The 21,338-nt window shown below is 38.8% G+C and carries 23 protein-coding genes; 22 read left to right on the forward strand and 1 reads right to left on the reverse strand.

All coding sequences use genetic code 11. The features are described 5' to 3' along the window. Window positions 1-13 precede the first annotated feature (13 nt). Window positions 14-106, forward strand: coding sequence for a stage V sporulation protein SpoVM (gene spoVM, locus FG382_RS04620; protein ID WP_142537722.1), 93 nt, complete (start codon window positions 14-16; stop codon window positions 104-106). Between the two features lie 144 nt (window positions 107-250). Here the strand turns inward: spoVM and rpmB are convergent, their stop codons facing one another. Then, window positions 251-439: a 50S ribosomal protein L28 gene (gene rpmB, locus FG382_RS04625; RefSeq protein WP_142537723.1), complete on the reverse strand. Its 189-nt coding sequence runs from the start codon at window positions 437-439 to the stop codon at window positions 251-253. An 870-nt stretch (window positions 440-1,309) separates the two neighbouring features. On the opposite strand from rpmB, the gene FG382_RS04635 reads away from it, so the two are divergent. The 21 genes from FG382_RS04635 to lepB all read left to right on the forward strand — a co-directional run bounded on the left by FG382_RS04635 (window position 1,310) and on the right by lepB (window position 21,337). Further along, window positions 1,310-1,672, forward strand: a complete 363-nt coding sequence (locus tag FG382_RS04635) for an Asp23/Gls24 family envelope stress response protein (protein ID WP_142537725.1) — start codon at window positions 1,310-1,312, stop codon at window positions 1,670-1,672. Between the two features lie 16 nt (window positions 1,673-1,688). Then, window positions 1,689-3,344 carry a DAK2 domain-containing protein gene (locus FG382_RS04640; protein WP_142537726.1) on the forward strand — a complete coding sequence of 552 codons (1,656 nt, stop codon included), beginning with the start codon at window positions 1,689-1,691 and terminating at the stop codon, window positions 3,342-3,344. Between the two features lie 325 nt (window positions 3,345-3,669). After that, on the forward strand, window positions 3,670-4,332 hold the full coding sequence (sdaAB, locus tag FG382_RS04645; RefSeq protein ID WP_142537727.1) for an L-serine ammonia-lyase, iron-sulfur-dependent subunit beta: 663 nt from the start codon (window positions 3,670-3,672) through the stop codon (window positions 4,330-4,332). A 12-nt stretch (window positions 4,333-4,344) separates the two neighbouring features. Beyond that, window positions 4,345-5,244: an L-serine ammonia-lyase, iron-sulfur-dependent, subunit alpha gene (sdaAA, locus tag FG382_RS04650; RefSeq protein WP_142537728.1), complete on the forward strand. Its 900-nt coding sequence runs from the start codon at window positions 4,345-4,347 to the stop codon at window positions 5,242-5,244. After that, window positions 5,234-7,282, forward strand: coding sequence for an ATP-dependent DNA helicase RecG (recG, locus tag FG382_RS04655; RefSeq protein ID WP_142537729.1), 2,049 nt, complete (start codon window positions 5,234-5,236; stop codon window positions 7,280-7,282). The genes sdaAA and recG overlap by 11 nt, the downstream gene beginning before the upstream one ends. A 95-nt stretch (window positions 7,283-7,377) precedes the next feature. After that, window positions 7,378-7,944 (forward strand): transcription factor FapR, encoded by a 567-nt coding sequence (gene fapR / locus FG382_RS04660; protein ID WP_142537730.1) that lies wholly within the window; start codon window positions 7,378-7,380, stop codon window positions 7,942-7,944. Between the two features lie 16 nt (window positions 7,945-7,960). After that, window positions 7,961-8,956, forward strand: coding sequence for a phosphate acyltransferase PlsX (plsX, locus tag FG382_RS04665; RefSeq protein ID WP_142537731.1), 996 nt, complete (start codon window positions 7,961-7,963; stop codon window positions 8,954-8,956). Beyond that, window positions 8,949-9,899, forward strand: a complete 951-nt coding sequence (fabD, locus tag FG382_RS04670; RefSeq protein WP_142537732.1) for an ACP S-malonyltransferase — start codon at window positions 8,949-8,951, stop codon at window positions 9,897-9,899. Before plsX ends, fabD begins: the two co-directional genes overlap by 8 nt. Beyond that, entirely contained in the window at window positions 9,892-10,638 is a 747-nt protein-coding gene (fabG, locus tag FG382_RS04675; protein WP_142537733.1) for a 3-oxoacyl-[acyl-carrier-protein] reductase, read from the forward strand. Before fabD ends, fabG begins: the two co-directional genes overlap by 8 nt. 57 nt (window positions 10,639-10,695) lie before the next feature. Beyond that, a complete protein-coding gene (gene acpP, locus FG382_RS04680) occupies window positions 10,696-10,932 on the forward strand; it encodes an acyl carrier protein (RefSeq protein WP_142537734.1) in 237 nt (78 codons plus the stop codon). A 142-nt stretch (window positions 10,933-11,074) separates the two neighbouring features. Next, window positions 11,075-11,833: a ribonuclease III gene (rnc, locus tag FG382_RS04685; RefSeq protein WP_142537735.1), complete on the forward strand. Its 759-nt coding sequence runs from the start codon at window positions 11,075-11,077 to the stop codon at window positions 11,831-11,833. 3 nt (window positions 11,834-11,836) lie between these two features. Then, complete coding sequence (gene smc, locus FG382_RS04690) at window positions 11,837-15,391, forward strand: chromosome segregation protein SMC (protein ID WP_142537736.1); 3,555 nt, start codon at window positions 11,837-11,839, stop codon at window positions 15,389-15,391. Between the two features lie 14 nt (window positions 15,392-15,405). Further along, a complete protein-coding gene (gene ftsY, locus FG382_RS04695; RefSeq protein ID WP_142537737.1) occupies window positions 15,406-16,428 on the forward strand; it encodes a signal recognition particle-docking protein FtsY in 1,023 nt (340 codons plus the stop codon). Window positions 16,429-16,494: 66 nt separating this feature from the next. Further along, a complete protein-coding gene (locus FG382_RS04700) occupies window positions 16,495-16,824 on the forward strand; it encodes a putative DNA-binding protein (protein WP_229677260.1) in 330 nt (109 codons plus the stop codon). A gap of 12 nt (window positions 16,825-16,836) precedes the next feature. After that, complete coding sequence (gene ffh, locus FG382_RS04705) at window positions 16,837-18,192, forward strand: signal recognition particle protein (RefSeq protein WP_142537739.1); 1,356 nt, start codon at window positions 16,837-16,839, stop codon at window positions 18,190-18,192. A 103-nt stretch (window positions 18,193-18,295) separates the two neighbouring features. After that, window positions 18,296-18,568: a 30S ribosomal protein S16 gene (gene rpsP, locus FG382_RS04710; protein ID WP_142537740.1), complete on the forward strand. Its 273-nt coding sequence runs from the start codon at window positions 18,296-18,298 to the stop codon at window positions 18,566-18,568. Between the two features lie 14 nt (window positions 18,569-18,582). Further along, window positions 18,583-18,816, forward strand: a complete 234-nt coding sequence (locus FG382_RS04715; RefSeq protein ID WP_093263322.1) for a KH domain-containing protein — start codon at window positions 18,583-18,585, stop codon at window positions 18,814-18,816. A gap of 104 nt (window positions 18,817-18,920) precedes the next feature. Beyond that, window positions 18,921-19,436 carry a ribosome maturation factor RimM gene (gene rimM / locus FG382_RS04720; protein WP_142537741.1) on the forward strand — a complete coding sequence of 172 codons (516 nt, stop codon included), beginning with the start codon at window positions 18,921-18,923 and terminating at the stop codon, window positions 19,434-19,436. Further along, entirely contained in the window at window positions 19,436-20,170 is a 735-nt protein-coding gene (gene trmD / locus FG382_RS04725) for a tRNA (guanosine(37)-N1)-methyltransferase TrmD (protein WP_142537826.1), read from the forward strand. The genes rimM and trmD overlap by 1 nt, the downstream gene beginning before the upstream one ends. Window positions 20,171-20,291: 121 nt before the next feature. Further along, complete coding sequence (gene rplS / locus FG382_RS04730; RefSeq protein WP_142537742.1) at window positions 20,292-20,636, forward strand: 50S ribosomal protein L19; 345 nt, start codon at window positions 20,292-20,294, stop codon at window positions 20,634-20,636. Window positions 20,637-20,776: 140 nt separating this feature from the next. Then, complete coding sequence (gene lepB / locus FG382_RS04735) at window positions 20,777-21,337, forward strand: signal peptidase I (protein WP_142537743.1); 561 nt, start codon at window positions 20,777-20,779, stop codon at window positions 21,335-21,337. Window position 21,338: the final 1 nt, after the last annotated feature.

Consider the following 21,338-nt stretch of genomic DNA (forward strand, 5'->3'; position numbering starts at 1 on the left):
AGGGAGGAATTGTGTGAAGGTCTACACATTTAGATTGCCTAAATCCGTCAGTAGTTTGATGAAAGTTTGCATTCGTTTGTTTAAGAAAGAAGAAGTAAAGAAGTGAAATACTTAGTGGACTCCAAATATATTTGGGGTCTTTTTTATTTATTTAGCCTGTTTAGGTCTTGTTTGTATGTATGAATAGTTTAGGGAAAATAAAATAACACCAAACCGACAATTGTCAGCTTGGTGTTAATTACGAGTGCGATTAAACGCGCTCAACTTTACCTGATTTTAAAGCTCTAGCAGAAACCCATACACGTTTAGGTTTACCATCTACAAGGATACGTACCTTTTGAAGGTTTGCTCCCCACGTACGTTTGTTAGCGTTCATAGCGTGTGAACGAGCATTACCAGTACGAGCTTTACGCCCAGTGATTGCACATACTTTTGGCATTATATTTTCCTCCTCTTAAAAGAAGCTGAAAGATTTTTCAGTTCGATATTTCACATACTTTAATAATTTACCACAGACTTTTGCTATGCGCAAGCCTTATCAAGAAAAAAACCTTTACAGACAAAAACTGTACACTTTAAGAAAAGTGCGTTTTATGGAGTTTCTACTTGCCTTCGCACTTACTGTACTCTGTATGATTTAACTAGTGTTCCACATGTGAATCTCATGTCGCGGAACATGAGGATCAGACGCGTAACGGCAAAAGTATCCGAACTATCTGGAGAATAAATGCGCAACATAGTCGACCAAAGACGCATTGTTTAGGGAAACTGCGCGGTAAAGATCTCAAGATGTTCGCCATGATTTCCGCTCCAGGCGGACGCTTTCCGTGGGGCGAGCGGTGAGCCTCCTCCTCCGCTAACGCTACGTGCGGGGTCTCACCTGTCTCGCTAATCCCACAGGAGTCGCCGCCTTGCACTCCAATCAATAGAACCTACTAATAATCACTATCAAGTAAGTCTTATTCAATTAATCATAGGTTTTCCCTATAGAAAAAACAATGTAGCACTAGATCTAGTGCATTATGTCTTAGTAATTAGCAAACTCTACTGGATTGTAGCGAAAGGGTGGCGACTCCAGCGGGAACAGCACGAGCTGAAAGCCCCGCAGGAGCGTGAGCGACGAGGAGATTGAAGCCGTGCCCGCGGAAAGCGTCCACCCTGTAGCGAAAATCACGGCGGATACCTAATAAAGCCTTACCGCGCAGTTTCCCTAAACAGTGAATCTATAGACGAAAAGAAACGTTTCTTTTATAATTTCAATGGATGTAGTACAATTATGGGTAGTCAAAAAGACTTGGGAGGTTTCAACATGTCAATTGAATTGAAAAACGAATTCGGACAAATTGATATATCGCAAGATGCAGTTGCTCAAATTGCTGGTGGGGCTGCGATTGAGTGCTATGGGATCGTTGGGATGGCCTCAAAGCACCAAATAAGAGACGGACTAACAGATATATTAAGAAAAGAAAACTTCACAAAAGGTGTAGTAGTAAGACAAGAGAAAGAGAATCTACATATTGATATGTATATTATTGTAAGTTACGGAACGAAGATTTCTGAGATAGCTTATCAAATACAATCGAAAGTGAAATACACACTTAACAAATCTCTTGGAATGTCAGTGGAATCCGTAAATGTATATGTACAAGGAGTTCGCGTGGCAAACGTGTGAATAAGGAGAGAACATAATGAAATTAATTAATGGAATTCAATTTGCGGATATGGTCAAGATGGGAGCGCATCATCTTTTTCAAAACGCAGATTATGTAGACGCACTAAATGTGTTTCCAGTACCGGACGGAGATACAGGAACAAATATGAATCTTTCCATGACTTCGGGTGCAAAAGAAACTGCTGCGCATACAGGAGAGCATGTTGGGAAAACAGCACAAGCTCTATCTAAAGGATTACTTATGGGGGCACGTGGTAATTCAGGTGTTATTTTATCACAATTGTTTAGAGGCTTTGGAAAATCGGTGGAGAGTTATGACACTTTAAATGCCAAACAATTTGCACAAGCATTGAACTACGGAGTAGAAACTGCATATAAAGCAGTGATGAAACCTGTCGAAGGTACTATTCTAACAGTAGCAAAAGATGCTGCTAAAAAAGCTGTGGAAGTTAGTGAAACAGAGGATGACATTCGTACGTTAATGGCAGAAATTGTGGAAGAAGCGAAACAATCGTTAAACAGAACTCCTGATTTATTACCAGTGTTAAAAGAAGTAGGAGTAGTTGATAGTGGTGGGCAAGGGCTTGTTTTCGTCTATGAGGGCTTTTTAGCTAGCTTGAGAGGGGAAGCGCTTCCTGAAAAAACGGTTGCTACTTCGATGGACGATTTAGTAAGTGCAGAGCATCATAAAAGTGTGCAAGGATTTATGGATACGGCAGACATTGAATTTGGTTTCTGTACCGAATTCATGGTTCGTTTAGAAGAAGGTAAAAAAGCATTTGACGAGACACAGTTTCGTAATGATTTAAGTGCATTCGGAGATTCTTTATTAGTCATTTCAGATGAAGAAGTAGCGAAAATCCATATTCACTCGGAAACACCAGGTGATGTATTAACATATGGTCAGCAATATGGTGATTTGATCAAAATTAAAATCGAAAATATGCGTGAGCAACACTCGGAAATCGTTGGCGATGATTTCGCTAAAGAAGCGCCTTCGAAAAAACAAGAGGTACATCCATACGCTGTAGTTACAGTTGCAATGGGAAGCGGCGTTTCAGACCTGCTTAAAAGCTTAGGTGCATCTGCTGTCATCGAAGGTGGTCAAACAATGAATCCTTCCACAGAAGATATCGTGAAAGCGATTGAAGCTGTTGGAGCAGAGCGCGTATTAATATTGCCTAATAACAAAAATATCGTGATGGCTGCTGAGCAAGCTGCAGAAGTGTTAGGAATCGAAGCTGCTGTTGTACCAACAAAAACGATCCCACAAGGAATGGCAGCTATCTTGGCATTCAATCCGCAGGCAACTGTAGAAGAAAATCAAAAAAATATGACAAACGCGTTTGCGCATGTCAAAACAGGTCAAGTTACTTTTGCAGTTCGTGACACGTCAATCGACGGTGTCGAAATTAAAAAAGATGACTTCATGGCACTTGCAGAAGGAAAAATTATTTTATCAAACCCTTCTCGAGAAGAATCTGCAACAAGCTTAGCAAAAGCATTAATCGATGAAGATGCAGAAATCGTTACAATCATTTATGGGGAAGACGTTTCAGAAGAAGAAGCAAATGCTTTTGCTACATTCATCGAGGAACAATATGAAGATGTAGAAGTGGAAGTTTATAACGGTAAACAACCTCTTTATCCATATATTTTATCTGTTGAATAATACGATGCCACGGGAAAAAGAAATTCCCGTGGTTTTTTTACGCATTAGGCGTTCAGCCCCAATAAGTTAGTGATTTCCACAGAGTGTTCCCCTATGCTATATCAGATTAGTAAATGTTGGGACGAAATGTAGCGGCTGGAGGCGTTGTTTGCGCTTGAAAATGAATACTAGAGCGCTAAAACATAGCGTGTGCAGCTTGCTATTTTTCCTAGTAAGTACCAAGGGATGGTGCCAGATAGGTTACTCTAATTTAATCCTTTTGTTAATTTAGTATTTTAGGTGTAAAATAGAAGATAAATATAATAGTCAACTGGAGGTCTATGCATTGAAATTCAAATCCGTTTTTGACATAATTGGACCCGTTATGATTGGACCATCCTCTTCCCATACGGCAGGAGCAGCACGAATTGGTCGAGTGGCAAGGGATTTATTTGGAAAACAACCTACATGGGCAAAAATACATTTATATGGATCTTTTGCAGAAACGTATAAAGGACATGGTACAGATGTGGCCATAATTGGCGGATTGCTCGATTATGATACATTTGATGAGCGCATTAAAACGGCTTTTGAAGATGCCGAAAAATTAGGGCTTTCTTTTGAGTTTATACCGGAGACGGCAAATACAGAGCATCCAAATACCGCGCGTATCGTTATTGGGGATGGCAAGCAGGAAATGTCCATGGTTGGTATCTCTATCGGTGGTGGGAAAACTGAAATTACTGAGCTAAACGGATTTCCATTACGACTTTCTGGTAATTTAGCAGCCATTTTAGTAGTGCACGAAGACCGATCTGGTTGTATTGCAAATGTTGCTAATTGTTTAGCGAAGTACGATATAAATATTGGTCATATGGAAGTTTCACGAAAAGAAAAAGGAAATATGGCGTTAATGGTTATAGAAGTGGATCAAACAGTGGATGAGCAAATACTTGAGGAAATTGGTAAACTACCGAATATTACACAAGTAACGAGAATAGCAGATTAAGGGGGATGTCAGATGGATGTGTTATTTCATAATGTTCGTGAGTTAGTAGATAGAGCGAATAGTGAGCAAAAGCTCATTTCAGAAATTATGATAGAACAAGAAATGTTAATCACAGGTCGTTCCCGTGAAGAAATTATGGCTCAAATGGATCGTAATTTGACTGTCATGGAAGAAGCGGTTGAAAAAGGATTGAAGGGTGTTCGCTCTACTTCCGGTTTAACTGGAGGAGACGCAGTACTTCTTCAAGCTTATATGAAAAAAGGGAACACTTTATCTGGGGAGTTAATGCTAGATGCTGTCAGCAAAGCGGTAGCTACAAATGAAGTAAATGCGGCAATGGGAACTATTTGCGCTACTCCAACTGCAGGTTCTGCGGGAGTTGTGCCAGGTACTTTATTTGCAGTGAAAAATAAGTTAAATCCGACAAGAGAACAAATGATTCGTTATTTGTTTAATGCGGGAGCATTTGGGTTTGTTGTTGCGAACAATGCTTCGATTTCTGGGGCAGCTGGTGGCTGTCAAGCAGAAGTAGGGTCAGCGGCGGGAATGGCAGCGGCAGCAATTGTAGAAATGGCTGGTGGTACACCTGAACAAAGCTCTACTGCATTTGCGATTACGTTAAAAAATATGCTTGGTTTAGTTTGCGATCCTGTAGCGGGATTAGTGGAAGTTCCTTGTGTGAAGCGAAATGCAATGGGTGCCTCGAATTCATTGGTAGCAGCTGATATGGCGCTAGCAGGTGTTACTAGTCGTATTCCTTGTGATGAAGTAATTGATGCAATGTATAAAATTGGACAAACAATGCCAACTGCTTTAAAGGAAACAGCTCAAGGCGGTTTAGCGGCAACTCCTACTGGAAAATGGTTAGAAGCGAAGATTTTTGGCGGAGCAGTTGTCACTGGTGGTAACTAAAAAAGATGAGTTAGTAACTTCCTTAAAAGGAGTGGGAAGTGGATCTGCTAACGCATTGCGAGAACTCGGTATTGAGACCTTAGAAGATTTAGTGATGACTTTCCCTTACCGACACGAGGATTTTCGATTAAAAAATATAGCAGAAACACCACATAATGAGCGTGTCACTGTAGAAGGAAGGGTCGAAAGTGAGCCTTCCTTACTTTTTTTAGGACAGAAAAAATCTAGAATGCAAGTTCGTTTATTGGCAGGACAGCATCTGATTAAAGCAGTATTTTTCAACCAAGCATATTTAAAAAATAAAATAACTCCAGGATCCATAGTTACCGTAACTGGAAAATGGGATCGAGGTAGACAGGTTATTAATGTGTCTACTTTTTCAGCAGGTCCTAAAACGGATCAACAAGACTTTGAACCGGTTTATTCGTTAAAAGGTTTAATAAGCCAAAAGGTTTTCCGTAAATTTATGCGTCAAGCGTTGGATGAAGTGAATGGTCATTTAATAGATCCTTTACCAGAATCGATTAAGGGACCTTATCGTCTGCCGGATATATCGGAAGCATTGGAAGGAATTCATTTCCCACAAAATGTAGAGCATTCCAAAAATGCTCGGAGACGCTTTGTGTATGAAGAATTGCTTGTTTTTCAGTTGAAAATGCAAGCGATAAAAAAAGCTCGCAAAGAACAAAATGTAGGGAATAGCATAGCATTTGATAATGAAAAACTGAAAAAGTTAATCGAAACATTGCCCTATGAACTAACAAACGCACAAAAAAGAGTCGTAAATGAGATTTGCCGAGATTTGAAAGAGCCACATCGGATGAACCGTTTGCTTCAAGGAGATGTTGGTTCCGGTAAAACGATAGTGGCGGCGATTTGCTTGTACGCAGCAATCACTGCCGGGTATCAAGGTGCGCTTATGGCGCCAACAGAGATTTTGGCTGAACAACATGCCAGCTCTTTAGATGAGTGGCTAGCACCAATTGGTGTGAAAATTGCTCTGCTTACTGGGTCGACCAAAACAAAAGCACGTCGAACGGTACTAGAAAACTTAGAAGCAGGTAACATCGATTTATTGATCGGAACACATGCTTTAATACAACCAGACGTGGTGTTTAAACAGCTTGGCTTAGTAATTACGGATGAACAGCATCGTTTTGGTGTCGAGCAAAGAAGAGTGTTAAAAGAAAAAGGCGAAAATCCAGATGTTTTGTTTATGACGGCAACACCTATTCCAAGAACTTTAGCCATTACTGCTTTTGGAGAAATGGATGTCTCCATTATCGATGAAATGCCAGCTGGTCGTAAAAAAATCGATACATATTGGATGAAGCAGGAACAACTCCATAAATTGATCGTTCGTTTAAAAGCAGAATTGGCAAAAGGAAGACAGGCCTATATTATTTGTCCGCTTATCGAGGAGTCGGAAAAGTTAGATGTTCAAAATGCAGTGGATGTATATAATATGATGGCAGCAGAACTGGGCACTGATTATTCAGTTGGTCTCATGCATGGTCGCTTGCACCCGGATGAGAAAGATGAAGTGATGCGTAGCTTCTCAGAGGGACAAGTGAAAGTGCTTGTTTCTACCACGGTTGTGGAAGTTGGGGTGAATGTGCCCAATGCGACATTTATGATTATTTTCGATGCAGAGCGTTTTGGACTTGCGCAGCTCCATCAGCTCAGAGGTCGTGTAGGTCGTGGGGAGCATCAATCGTATTGTATATTACTAGCTGATCCGAAATCAGAAGAAGGAAAAGAGCGCATGATGTCGATGACCGAAACAAATGATGGGTTTGTTTTAGCAGAAAAAGATCTAGAGCTAAGAGGACCTGGTGACTTTTTCGGTCGAAAGCAAAGCGGTTTGCCCGAATTTAAAATGGCAGATCTTGTGCATGATTATCGTGCGCTTGATACGGCAAAGGTGGATGCTGAGAAGCTTTTAAGCTCGGATGAATTTTGGAAGTCCGATGAAATGGAAGCTCTCCGAACCATTCTTATCCATTCAAAAGCGCTAGATGGAGAACGTATCGATTAAAAAGAATGCGAGATAGATGTGAATCTATTCTTGCATTCTTTTTTTAATATTTATATACTGATATTAGTACCAAGTGCTAAAATGGTGGTGATTGGATGAAATACACTAAAAAAGACAGACAACAACTACTTCTAGAGACATTAGAGAAAAATCCATTTATCACAGATGAACAATTGGCTTCGACCTTTAACGTAAGCGTTCAAACGATTCGTCTTGATCGAATGGAGTTATCTATCCCAGAATTACGTGAACGAATAAAATCAGTGGCGGCACATAATTTTGGAGAAGAAGTTAAGTCACTTCCGCTAAATGAGGTAATTGGAGAAATTATCGATATTGATTTAGATAAACAAGCTATTTCCATATTGGATATTACACAAGACCATGTATTTGCAAGAAATGGCATTGCAAGGGGGCATCACTTGTTTGCACAAGCAAATTCCTTAGCGGTAGCTGTTATAAATGATGAATTAGCACTTACTCGAAAGTCTACGATTACGTTTGTGAAACCTGTTAAAGCAGGAGATAGAGTAATTGCAAAAGCAGTCGTTCTATCTAGCGATACAGAAAAAAATAGCACGCTAATCGAAGTGACTAGTAAAGTAGAAAATGATACCGTTTTTATCGGTCAATTTAGTATGTACCGAGTAACAAAGTCTTAAATAAAGGTGATGACAAATGAAAATTTCCATTGATGCAATGGGGGGAGATAATGCCCCACATGAAATTGTAAAAGGTGTATATGAAGCGCTACAAGCTTTTGATGATATTGAAATCCAGTTGTACGGAAACGAACAACAGTTAAACCCCCTCCTTAAAGTACATGACCGATTAAAAGTGATCCACACAGAGGAAGTGATTGAAGGGACGGATGAACCTGTACGTGCCATTCGCAGAAAGAAAAATTCTTCCTTAGTCAAAATGGCTGAATCTGTGAAAAACGGTGAATCAGATGCTTGTGTGTCAGCTGGAAACACAGGTGCTTTAATGGCTGCTGGGTTGTTTGTTGTTGGACGTATCGACCAAGTAGATCGTCCGGCGCTTGCCCCTACTTTGCCGACGCTCGATGGAAAAGGATTTGTCATGTTGGATTTAGGAGCAAACTCAGATGCAAAGCCAGAACATTTAGAGCAGTTTGCAGTTATGGGAAGCGTTTATGCAGAAAAAGTTCGTGGAATTGCAAACCCCCGTGTTGGGCTATTAAATATCGGGACAGAAGATATTAAAGGAAACGATCTAACAAAAGCTGCTTTCGAATTATTGAAAAATGCACCGATTAACTTTATCGGCAATGTGGAGTCTCGAGACTTGCTAAGTGGCGTTGCAGATGTAGTAGTGACAGATGGCTTTACAGGTAATATGGTGTTAAAAACAATTGAGGGTACAGCATCAAGCATTTTTACTTTGCTAAAAGAAGCGTTTAATACTTCTACAAAAACAAAACTCTCCGCTTTATTAGTTAAAGACCAGCTTCGAGGATTGAAAAACAAGCTAGACTATACGGAGTATGGTGGTGCTGGGTTATTCGGTTTAAAAGCACCTGTTATTAAAGCGCATGGTTCTTCCAATGCGAACGCTATTTTCCATGCAATCCGCCAAGCAAGAACGATGGTTGAGTACGACGTGTGTGGAATTATTCATAGTACATTAAGAAAGGAATTATCCAATGACTAAAATTGCATTTATTTTTCCAGGACAAGGCTCCCAATCTGTTGGGATGGGTCAGCAACTGATTGAAAGTAATCAAGATAGTAAAAAATATTATGAGCAAGCGGATGAAGTATTAGGATTTTCTTTATCGAACATTATGCTAGAAGGTCCAGCGGAGGAATTAACGAAAACTTACAATGCACAACCTGCTCTACTGACAACTAGTACGATGGTGGCGAAAAAGTTGCTTGACGCAGGTATTTCTCCAGATTATACGGCTGGGCACAGTCTAGGAGAGTATTCCGCACTTGTAACTTCCGGTGTAATGAGTTTTGAAGATGCTGTTTTGTTGGTTCATAAAAGAGGTCTTTTTATGAATGAAGCAGTACCTGCTGGAGAAGGGGCAATGGCCGCTATTTTAGGGCTGGACAAAGACTCATTAATCGAAGTAACAAAAGAAGTAACTGCAAATGGCGAAACTGTACAAGTAGCCAACTTAAATTGCCCAGGACAAATCGTTATTTCTGGAACTGCTGCTGGAGTAGAAGAAGCTTCTGTTAAAGCAAAAGAAGCTGGTGCGAAAAGAGCAATCTCATTAGTAGTAAGCGGACCATTCCATTCGGAGTTAATGCGACCAGCAGCCGCTAAATTAGATGATGCTATTTCTTCCATAGACTTAAAGGAAGCGGAAATTCCGGTTATTTCGAATGTAACAGCACTTCCAGTGACTGAAAGTGCGTCTATTAAAAACCTATTAGTGGAACAGCTTTATTCACCTGTACGATGGGAAGAATCCATTGGGAAGATGATCGAACTGGGTGTCACTACATTTATCGAATGTGGTCCAGGAAAAGTGTTGAGTGGATTAGTGAAAAAAATCGATCGTTCTGTTACGACGTATTGTGTACATGATGAGGAATCATTGCAGCAAGTAATGGATTTGTTAGGAGAGAATGTAAATGGGTAAATTAGACGGAAAATCAGCAATTGTTACAGGAGCATCTCGCGGAATTGGAAAAGACATTGCACTTTACCTAGCAAAAGAAGGTGCAAAAGTTGCGGTTAACTATAGCGGAAGCAAAGAAAAAGCAGAAGCGGTAGTAGAAGAAATTAAAGCACTTGGTGGCGAAGCATTCGCTATTCAAGCAAATGTAGATCAATCAGAAGATATTAAAGAATTAGTGAGCGCAACACTTGAACAATTCGGTTCGATTGATATTTTAGTAAATAATGCTGGTATTACACGCGATAATCTCCTAATGCGCATGAAAGAGCAAGAGTGGGACGATGTGCTTAATACGAACTTAAAAGGCGTATTCCTATGCACGAAAGCTGTCACACGACAAATGATGAAGCAACGTGCTGGCCGTATTATTAATATTACATCCATCGTTGGTGTATCAGGTAATCCAGGGCAAGCGAACTATGTAGCGGCTAAAGCTGGTGTTATTGGATTAACTAAAACGTCGGCATTGGAGCTAGCAAGTCGTAATATTACAGTGAACTCGGTTGCGCCAGGATTTATCACTACAGATATGACGGATGCCCTTCCGGAAGAAGTGAAAGCACAAATGTTGAGCCAAATTCCACTTGCTAAGTTTGGTAACACGGAAGATGTTGCAAAAGCAGTTGCTTTTTTAGCTTCCGATGATGCAAACTATATAACTGGGCAAACGCTTCATGTAAACGGTGGAATGTTCATGTAATCTCCTCTTTCATTAGGCGAGAGAATTTTGTATAATCATTGAGGGGAGGTGACTAATGTGTCAACAGTATTAGAACGCGTAACAAAAGTAATCGTGGATCGTCTAGGTGTAGACGAAAGCGAAGTGAAACTAGAAGCATCTTTCCGTGATGATCTAGGTGCTGACTCCCTAGATGTAGTTGAATTAGTAATGGAACTGGAAGATGAGTTCGATATGGAAATTTCAGATGAAGATGCTGAAAACATTTCAACTGTAGGTAGTGCAGTTAGCTATATTGAAAGTAAACAAAGCTAATGACAAATAGCGAAAAGAGACGTTCTATTATTCCGGGTGAATAAGTAGGACGTCTCTATTTCTTTTTGCACAATGCTTTATAAACAGGTAAACTTAAAAGCATACGTGAAAAAGTGAAAAAAGTGAGGAAGGCAGATTATTCATGAAAGTAAATCGCAAAAATAATCAAATCAGAAAAGCAGTATTCTCTGAAAATGTAAAAGAAAAGTTTGAACAATTTCAACAGCATTTTCAAATTCAATTTAATAATCCAGCACTATTGTATCAAGCCTTTACCCATTCATCCTATGTGAATGAGCATCGACGGAAATTTTTTGCCGATAATGAACGCTTAGAATTTCTTGGTGACGCCGTATTAGAATTATCTGTTTCCCAATATTTGTTTCAACAATATACTATGATGAGTGAAGGGGAGTTAACAAAGCTTCGTGCGGCAATCGTTTGTGAGCCTTCGCTTGTGTTATTTGCCAATGAGTTAAACTTTGGTAAATATGTATTGCTTGGAAAAGGAGAGGAACTAACAGGCGGACGGGAAAGACCAGCGTTACTTGCAGACGTTTTTGAGGCGTTTGTCGGCGCATTATATTTGGATCAAGGGTTAGATGAAGTTGTCTCCTTCTTACAAAAAATTGTTTTTCCGAAAATAGAACTCGGTGCTTTTTCGCATGTGATGGATTATAAAAGTCAGTTACAAGAAGTTGTTCAACAGCATAACAATGGAACACTTAGCTATGAAATTGTAGAGGAAAAAGGACCGGCGCATAATCGTACGTTCGTTTCGCGTGTCTTACTAAACGCAAAAGAATTAGGTATTGGTAAGGGTCGTTCTAAAAAAGAAGCAGAGCAACAAGCAGCAAGACTAGCAATACTTGCAATAAAGGATCAAGAACAGGGGGAATAATCATTGTTCCTTAAAAGATTAGAAATTATTGGTTTTAAGTCATTTGCAGACCGAATTGGTATAGATTTTGTACCAGGAGTTACAGCGGTTGTAGGTCCAAATGGTAGTGGAAAAAGTAATGTGACCGATGCAATACGTTGGGTACTGGGCGAACAATCAGCTAAATCATTACGTGGTGCGAAAATGGAAGATGTTATTTTTGCAGGAAGCGATTCTAGAAAAGCCCTAAACTTTGCAGAAGTTACATTGATACTAGATAACTCGGACAATTTAGTTCCGCTTGATTTTGCAGAAATAAGCGTAACTAGAAGGGTTTTTAGATCCGGCGATAGCGAATATTTATTGAACAAACAATCATGTAGGTTGAAGGATATTACCGATTTGTTTATGGATTCTGGTCTTGGAAAAGAAGCTTTTTCCATTATTTCGCAGGGGCGGGTCGATGAGATTTTAAATAGCCGTCCGGAAGATAGAAGAACTATTTTTGAGGAAACTGCTGGAGTACTAAAATACAAGCAGCGTAAAAAGAAAGCGGAATTTAAACTGATCGAAACAGATGATAATTTGAATCGTGTACTAGATATATTACATGAATTAGACGGTCGGATGGAGCCTTTACAAATTCAGTCTTCTCTTGCATCTGACTATTTGCGAATGTCCGAGGAGCTAAAAGGTATTGAGATTGCTGTAATTGCACATGATTTACGATTATATGTTCAAGAAAATGCTACATTACATAGTAAATTACAAGCCATGGAAGAAACAAAACAATCACTTTTAGAACAAATTCATACGATGGAAGCTTCTATTCAAAAAGATCGAAAAACAATGTCTCAAATAGACGAAAAGCTAGATGCAGAACAAAGTGAACTAGTAGAGACAAGCTCTGAACTAGAACGTTTAGAAGGTCGTAAGCTTTTACTCGCAGAAAAGCAACATAATGCCAGTCAGCAAATTTCTCAGCTAAGAAAAGCGCTAGAAGAGGAACAAGAAAAACTTGTTTCTTTTGAACAACAATTAAAAGAAAATAATGTTTCCAAATCAGAAAAACAGCTTCTGCTAAAAGAGCTTCGTGCTAAAAAGCATCAAATTGATCTTGTATTAAGTAAATCTGCCTCCGAAGTAGAAGATGAAATAGAAGAGTTGAAAAGCAAGTATATTGATCTATTAAATGAAGAAGCAACGATGAAAAATGAAATGAAGCATATGGAGCAGCAATTGCATTTTGAACATGTTTCTTCCGAAAAAATGATTGAAGACTATCGGGACATAAAAGAAGAGTTAGAAAAACTTACTTCTCGTAAACAGGAATTAGACAAATTGCTAGCAACCTGTCAAAAAGAATTAGAACAAAAACTAAGTGACTTTGGGCAGAAGAGAAAAGCATCAGAACAACTAGAGACGACATTTGAAGAGCAGCAAACCATGCTCCAAAAAGCGTATCAGATGAAGCATCAAATGCAAGCAAGAAAAGATTCGCTAGAAGAACTAGAATCTGAGTTCTCCGGATTTTTCCAGGGCGTAAAAGAAGTATTAAAAGCTAGAGACAAAAAGGAATTACAAGGAATTCATGGAGCTGTAGCTGAGCTGATCCAAATTCCACCTGAATACATGAATGCAATTGATACGGCTATTGGCCAGCAATCTCAGCATATTATTACAGATACGAGCCAAGATGCACGAATGGCGATTGAATGGTTGAAAAAGAAAAGGGTTGGTAGAGCAACATTTTTACCACTCCAAGTGATGAAGTCTCGTAAATTAAACGAGCATACTCTAGCTTCGATTAGCGGACATCCATCGTTTGTCAATACAGCGGATAAGCTTGTAAACTATAGTGATGGCTATCAAATTATTGTGGAAAATTTACTTGGGAGTATTATTATTGCCAAAGATTTAAAAGGCGCAAATGAAATGGCGTCTCGTTTACAGTTTAAGTACCGATTTGTCACGTTAGACGGAGATGTAGTCAATGCAGGGGGATCACTGACCGGTGGTTCGGTAAAACAGCAATCATCGCTATTTACACGTAAAGCAGAGTTGGATCAACTAAATGACAAGCTTGTTGAACTAGAAAAGTCTGTATATCAAGCAGAAAAAGCTGTTTCTTCAAGGAAACAAGAAGTTCAGCAGCTAAAAATTGAGTTAGAGGAAACTCGTCTTGCAGGTGAAACATTGCGAGGAGAGGAACTTCGAGTACTTTCCGAAACGAGAGAATGTGCCGCAATCATTTCTAGACTTACGCATCAATTATTAGAATACGATGAGGAAAAAACGGAAAAAAATCATCTACAAGAGAACCTAGTTCGTAAAAAAGAACAAACTGCGATTAGAAACGCGGAGATTAAGGAATCATTAGCTACAATTACTCAAACAATTGACCAACTACAATTGTTGAAACAACAATCGATTGTAGAAAAAGATAAGTTTCAAAATGAACTTGGGAAGCTACTATCTCATATCGCTGTCGTAAACGAACAAGTTTCCCAGCAAGAAAAAGAAAAAGCGCAGTTGGAAAGCTCCATTTTAACGAGTAACCAAAAAGTAGAGTCATTACAGAAAGAAATTGCATGGTACGAAAATGATGAACAAAGTGGTACTTCTGCCGAAGAGCTAGTTTTACTGATCGCGCAATTGAAAGAGAAAAAGGATCAATTGATCGAACAAATTCAATCTGGCAAAACAAATAGGCTGGACCTTGTGCATCAAATAAGTAAACTCGAGCATACCTTGAAATCTGTACAAAATGAAGCAAACATTCATGCAAATATGGAACGAGAACTAGAGATTAAGCTCAGTAAGCTAGAAGTAGAGATGCATACTTTACAAAATCATCTAGAAGATACGTATGAAATGACTTTAGAAGAGGCTGAACGCGATTTCCCGTTTGATCTGGAAGAAGATTTGGCTCGCAAAAAAGTGAAGCTATTAAAACTTTCTATTGAAGAACTTGGACCGATTAATTTGGGTTCCATTCAAGAATTCGAACAAGTCAGTGAACGTCATGCATTTTTGACCGAACAAAGAGAGGATTTGCTCTCTGCTCAAGAAACATTGCATGAAGTGATAAAAGAGATGGACGAAGAAATGACCATTCGTTTTGAAACTACCTTCCAGGAAATACAGAAACATTTTAAAGTAGTATTCCGTGAATTGTTCGGTGGTGGGCAGGCTGACCTTATCCTTACAGATCCAACTTCATTACTAGACACTGGTGTTGATATTATCGCCCAGCCTCCAGGGAAGAAATTGCAAAACCTTTCCTTACTGTCAGGTGGGGAGCGTGCACTTACAGCGATAGCATTGTTGTTTGCTATTCTTCATACAAGACCAGTACCATTCTGTATTTTGGATGAGGTCGAAGCAGCGCTAGATGAAGCAAATGTCACTCGTTATAGTGATTATTTGAAAAAATTCAGTCATGATACACAGTTTATCGTGATTACCCATCGAAAAGGAACGATGGAAGGTGCGGATGTCTTGTATGGTATTACGATGCAAGAATCAGGAATTTCTAAATTAGTTTCTGTTAAACTAGAAGAACAATTAGTGACGTAAAGGAGTTTATATGGATGAGTTTTTTTAAAAAGCTAAAAGATAAAATGCTTGGTACAACAGAAGAAGTCCAAGAGACTGTTACGGTAACAAACAAGTTTAAAGAAGGATTAGCTAAAACGAGAAATCAATTTACTTCTAAAGTAAATGATCTTGTGGCAAAGTACCGTAAAGTAGATGAAGAGTTCTTTGAAGAATTAGAAGAAATTTTACTGCAAGCGGACGTTGGTTTTGAAACGGTAGACGAGCTAATGGAAGCATTACGCTTTGAAGTACAGCGTAAAAATATAAAAGACACAGCAGGAATTCAGTCAGTTATTTCCGAAAAGCTAGTAGAAATTTATGAAGCTGGCGAAGAGAATATAACGGAACTCCAATTGGAAAACGAGGGATTATCTGTTATTTTATTTGTCGGAGTAAATGGCGTGGGAAAAACTACTACAATTGGAAAACTTGCGCATCGTCTAAAAGGAGAAGGAAAAAAAGTAATGCTTGCTGCCGGAGATACATTCCGTGCAGGAGCCATTGACCAACTTCAAGTTTGGGGCGACCGAGTAGGTGTAGAAGTGATTAAACAAGCAGAAGGCTCTGACCCAGCTGCAGTTATGTACGACGCTATTAGAGCAGCAAAAAATAGAAATGCAGATGTTTTAATATGTGATACTGCAGGTCGTCTGCAAAACAAAGTTAACTTAATGAATGAATTAGAGAAAATTCATCGCGTTATTTCTCGGGAAATACCGAACGCTCCGCATGAGGTATTACTTGCTTTAGACGCTACAACAGGTCAAAATGCATTAGTGCAAGCACAAACCTTTAAAGAAGCTACAAATGTTACAGGTATCGTATTAACAAAGTTAGATGGTACTGCAAAAGGTGGTATTGTGTTAGCTATTCGTACGAAGTTGCATATACCGGTTAAATACGTTGGGCTTGGTGAACAAATGGATGACCTACAGCCGTTTGATGCAGAGAAATATGTATATGGACTTTTTGCAGAAGGTCTAGAGCACGAAAGTGAAAATGAATCAGACAAGTAATTTTACTTGACAGATGCATCAGCAGTTACTAAACTAGAGAATGACAATTGAATAGGAGAGATGGAAATGATTGAAAAAACAACTCGTATGAATTTTTTATTCGATTTCTATCAAGCTCTATTAACCGATAAACAAAGAAGCTATATGCAGCTTTATTATTTAGATGATTTATCACTTGGAGAAATAGCAGAGGAATATGATATTTCGAGACAAGCAGTTTATGATAATATTCGGAGAACAGAGGCAATGCTAGAAGAATATGAAGAGAAGCTTAATCTGTTTACGAAATTTGAAAAACGGCAAGAAACGATTGATGAGCTATTGCTAGTAGTAAAAGATCAATCATCTGAAGAAACACTGATTCAACTCATTAATCAATTAAAAGAATGGGATTAGGAGGCGGCGTGCATGGCATTTGAAGGATTAGCTGAGCGACTCCAAGGGACGCTTCAGAAAATCAAAGGCAAAGGAAAAATTTCTGAAGCAGATGTAAAAGAAATGATGAAAGATGTAAGACGTGCGTTAATCGAAGCGGATGTTAACTTAAAAGTCGTAAAAGAATTCGTCAAAAATGTATCCGAACGAGCAGTTGGTCAAGAAGTGATGAAAAGTTTAACTCCTGGCCAGCATGTCATTAAAATCGTTAAAGATGAACTAACGGAGTTAATGGGTGGGGAGCAAAGTCAGATTTCTTTTGCAACGAGACCTCCGACTGTCATTATGATGGTTGGGCTTCAAGGTGCAGGTAAAACCACTACTACTGGGAAGTTAGCAAACGTACTGCGCAAAAAATACAACAAAAAGCCTTTACTTGTGGCCGCAGATATTTATCGACCGGCTGCAATAAAACAGCTAGAAACGCTTGGGAAACAGTTATCTTTACCGGTTTTTGCATTAGGGACAGATGTTTCGCCTGTAGAAATTGTCAAACAGGCACTTGAACATGCAAAAGAAGAGCATCATGATGTTGTAATGATTGATACAGCAGGTCGACTTCATATTGACGAAACGCTTATGCAGGAGTTAAAAGACATTCGTGCCATAAAAGAACCAGACGAAATCTTCTTGGTTGTCGATGCGATGACGGGGCAAGACGCAGTCAATGTTGCGAATAATTTTAACGAAACGCTTGGCATCACAGGTGTTCTCTTAACGAAACTGGATGGGGATACTCGTGGTGGTGCGGCTTTATCTATTCGTTCTGTAACGCAAAAGCCTATTAAATTTGTCGGGATGGGCGAAAAGATGGATGCTTTAGAAGCCTTCCACCCTGAACGTATGGCTTCTCGTATTTTAGGTATGGGAGATATGATGTCTCTTATCGAAAAAGCGCAAGCAAATGTAGACGAAGAAAAAGCGAAGGAATTAGAAGAAAAATTCCGTACGCAGTCTTTTACATTTGATGACTTTTTGGAGCAACTTAGCCAAGTTAAACAAATGGGACCATTAGATGAAATTCTGAAGATGCTACCAGGAGCAGGTAAGATTAAAGGGTTGGAAAATGCGAAAGTCGATGAAAAGCAAATGGATCGTGTAGAAGCCATTATTTACTCGATGACGGCAAAAGAAAAAACAACCCCTGAAATTATCAACGGTCCAAGAAAAAAACGAATTGCCAAAGGATCTGGAACATCGATTCAAGATGTAAACAGATTATTGAAGCAATTTGAAGACATGAAAAAAATGATGAAACAAATGACGAACATGCAACAAAAAGGAAAGAAAAAGATGAGAATGCCTGGTTTAGACTCACTTTTTAAGTAAAATTTCTAGAAAAAAATAAGGTGTTAAGAAAAAACACTTTACAAACAAATAAAAGCTTGATAATATACTATCTTGTGTGAAACTATTCGGAGGTGCAATAAAAATGGCAGTTAAAATTCGTTTAAAACGTATGGGAGCAAAAAAATCTCCTTTCTATCGTATTGTAGTAGCAGACTCTCGCTCACCACGTGATGGTCGTCAAATTGAAACAGTAGGTACTTACAACCCACTTACAAAACCAGCTGAAGTTAAAATTAACGAAGAATTAGCGTTAAAATGGCTTCAAGACGGTGCGAAACCATCTGATACAGTACGTAACTTGTTCTCAGAACAAGGAATTATGGAAAAATTCCATAACGCAAAAATCGGCAAATAATCGGAGGGGACAATGTGAAGCAGCTGATCGAGGCAATCGTTAAACCATTAGTTGATTATCCTGATAAAGTTCAAGTTGAAGAAGAGGAGAATGTAAACCGTATAGTTTATAAACTTTCTGTTCATCCTGAAGATATGGGGAAAGTAATTGGCAAACAAGGGCGAGTAGCAAAAGCCATTCGCACTATTGTTTACTCAGCAGCAGGCAGTCACCAAAAGAAAAAAACATATGTCGACATTCAAGATTAAGGGAGAACACTTTGTTCTTCCTTTTTTGATAGATCCAGCTCTAGCGCCTTGCCTGTCGGGGCAGACATAGGCACTTGCGCTTTTATGATAGGAGGTAATTATAGATGGAATGGTTTAATGTTGGTAAAATTGTAAACACGCATGGTATTTGGGGAGAAGTTCGTGTTATTTCAACTACTGACTTTGCAGATGAACGCTATGAAGTAGGAAGCGAGCTTGGACTTTATAAAGCGGATGGATCTAAACCGATTATCGTCAAAGTGGCTAGTCATCGTAAGCACAAAAACTTTGATTTATTGACATTTGAAGGTTATACATTATTAAAAGATGTAGAAGCTTTCAGAGATGCTGTATTGAAAGTATCGGAGAAGTATCTTTCAGATTTAGAAGAGAATGAATTTTATTACCATGAAATTATTGGCTGCTCGGTTGAATCATTGGAAGGTGAGGCAATCGGAACAGTTACAGAAATTATTCAAACCGGTGCTAATGACGTTTGGGCAGTTCAACCTGTAAAAGGGAAAACCCATTATATTCCGTATATCGAGGATGTTGTGAAAACGGTCGATATTGCGAATAAGAAAATTACGATTGACGTGTTGGATGGTTTATTATCATGATGAACATTCATATTCTTTCGCTTTTTCCGGAAATGTTTACGGGGGTTTTTAATTCCTCTATTTTGAAAAAAGCGCAGGAAAAAGAAGAAGTTACGATTAATGTAGTTAATTTTCGAGAGTTTGCAGGAAACAAGCATCACCAAGTAGATGATTATCCATATGGTGGCGGAGCCGGGATGGTGTTAAAGCCAGAACCCATTTTTAATGCGGTAGAGTCGCTTGTTCAACATTCGGAACATAAACGACGTATTATTCTTCTTTGCCCTCAAGGCGAGCGATTTACGCAGCAAAAAGCAGAAGAACTTGCAAAAGAAGAGGAACTTATCTTCATTTGTGGTCATTATGAAGGCTATGATGAACGTATACGAGAGCATTTAGTGACAGATGAGATTTCCATTGGAGATTTTGTGCTTACCGGTGGTGAGCTAGCTGCAATGACTGTGGTGGATAGTGTTGTAAGACTATTACCGAATGTACTTGGAAAAGCTGCCTCACATGAACAAGATTCTTTTTCGACTGGACTATTAGAGCATCCGCATTATACCCGTCCGGTAGAATATCGCGGCTATAAAGTGCCAGATGTTTTGTTGTCAGGTAATCATGCGGCCATTGATAAATGGAGAAGAGAACAGTCGCTAAAACGAACGGTGGAAAGAAGACCAGATTTGTTAGACCAGGTTGAATTAAGTGACAAAGAAAAACAATTAATTAATGAATTAAAAAGCAAATTATAATTGCAAGTAACAACTAGTTATGATATATTCTATTATGTACTTTTATGTAAAGTACTGATTTTGGGTGTTCCGCTGCAACAGTTAATGTGTGTAAGAGCATTCTAGAGAAGGAGAGAAAATGATGCAAAACATTATTGCAGAAATCACTAAAGAACAATTACGTACAGATCTTCCAACTTTCCGTCCTGGTGACACAGTTCGTGTACACGTTAAGGTAGTAGAGGGAACTCGTGAACGTATTCAAATGTACGAAGGTGTTGTAATTAAACGTCGTGGAGGCGGAATCAGCGAAACTTTCACAGTTCGTAAAATTTCTTCTGGCGTTGGTGTTGAACGTACTTTCCCAGTACACACACCAAAAATTGCAAACTTAGAAGTTGTTCGTCGTGGTAAAGTTCGTCGTGCTAAATTGTACTACTTACGTGAACTACGCGGTAAAGCAGCTCGTATTAAAGAACGTCGCTAATAGTAAAAGTAAATGTTGTAGTGAAGGTGATGCCACTTTTGCTACAACATTTTTGCTTTTCAAAAGAAATGATGTCATTCTTTTTGCTTGAAACTAATTTTCCTTGTACAATATAGAGAGTGAATAAAGGAGGCAAATTGATGGAACAAGTAAAAAAAGAAAAGAATGAATTATGGGAATGGTCGAAAGCTCTTTTGATCGCTTTTGGACTCGCAGCAATAATTCGTTTCTTTTTATTTACACCAATTGTAGTAGACGGAGAATCGATGATGCCTACTTTAAAAAATGGCGATCGTATGGTTGTTAACAAAATTGGATACATGATTGGCGGACCAGATCGTTACGATATAGTAGTATTTCATGCACCAGAACAAAAGAATTATATTAAACGGGTGATTGGTTTACCTGGCGATCATGTAGAATTTAAAAATGATCAATTATTTATTAATGGAAAAGAATTACCAGAACCATATTTAGAGCAGTATAAAAGCGAAATTACTGAAGGAACATTAACAGGTGACTTCACTTTAGAAGATATTACACAAGAGAATAAAATCCCTGAAGGATACATATTCGTTATGGGAGATAATCGTTTGTATAGTAAAGATAGCCGACATATTGGTCTAGTAGCGATTGATGAAGTGATTGGAAACACGAACTTCGTATTTTGGCCTATGGATGATATTGGTTTTGTGAAGTAAA

Source organism: Psychrobacillus lasiicapitis (assembly GCF_006861795.1).
Lineage (GTDB): Bacteria > Bacillota > Bacilli > Bacillales_A > Planococcaceae > Psychrobacillus > Psychrobacillus lasiicapitis.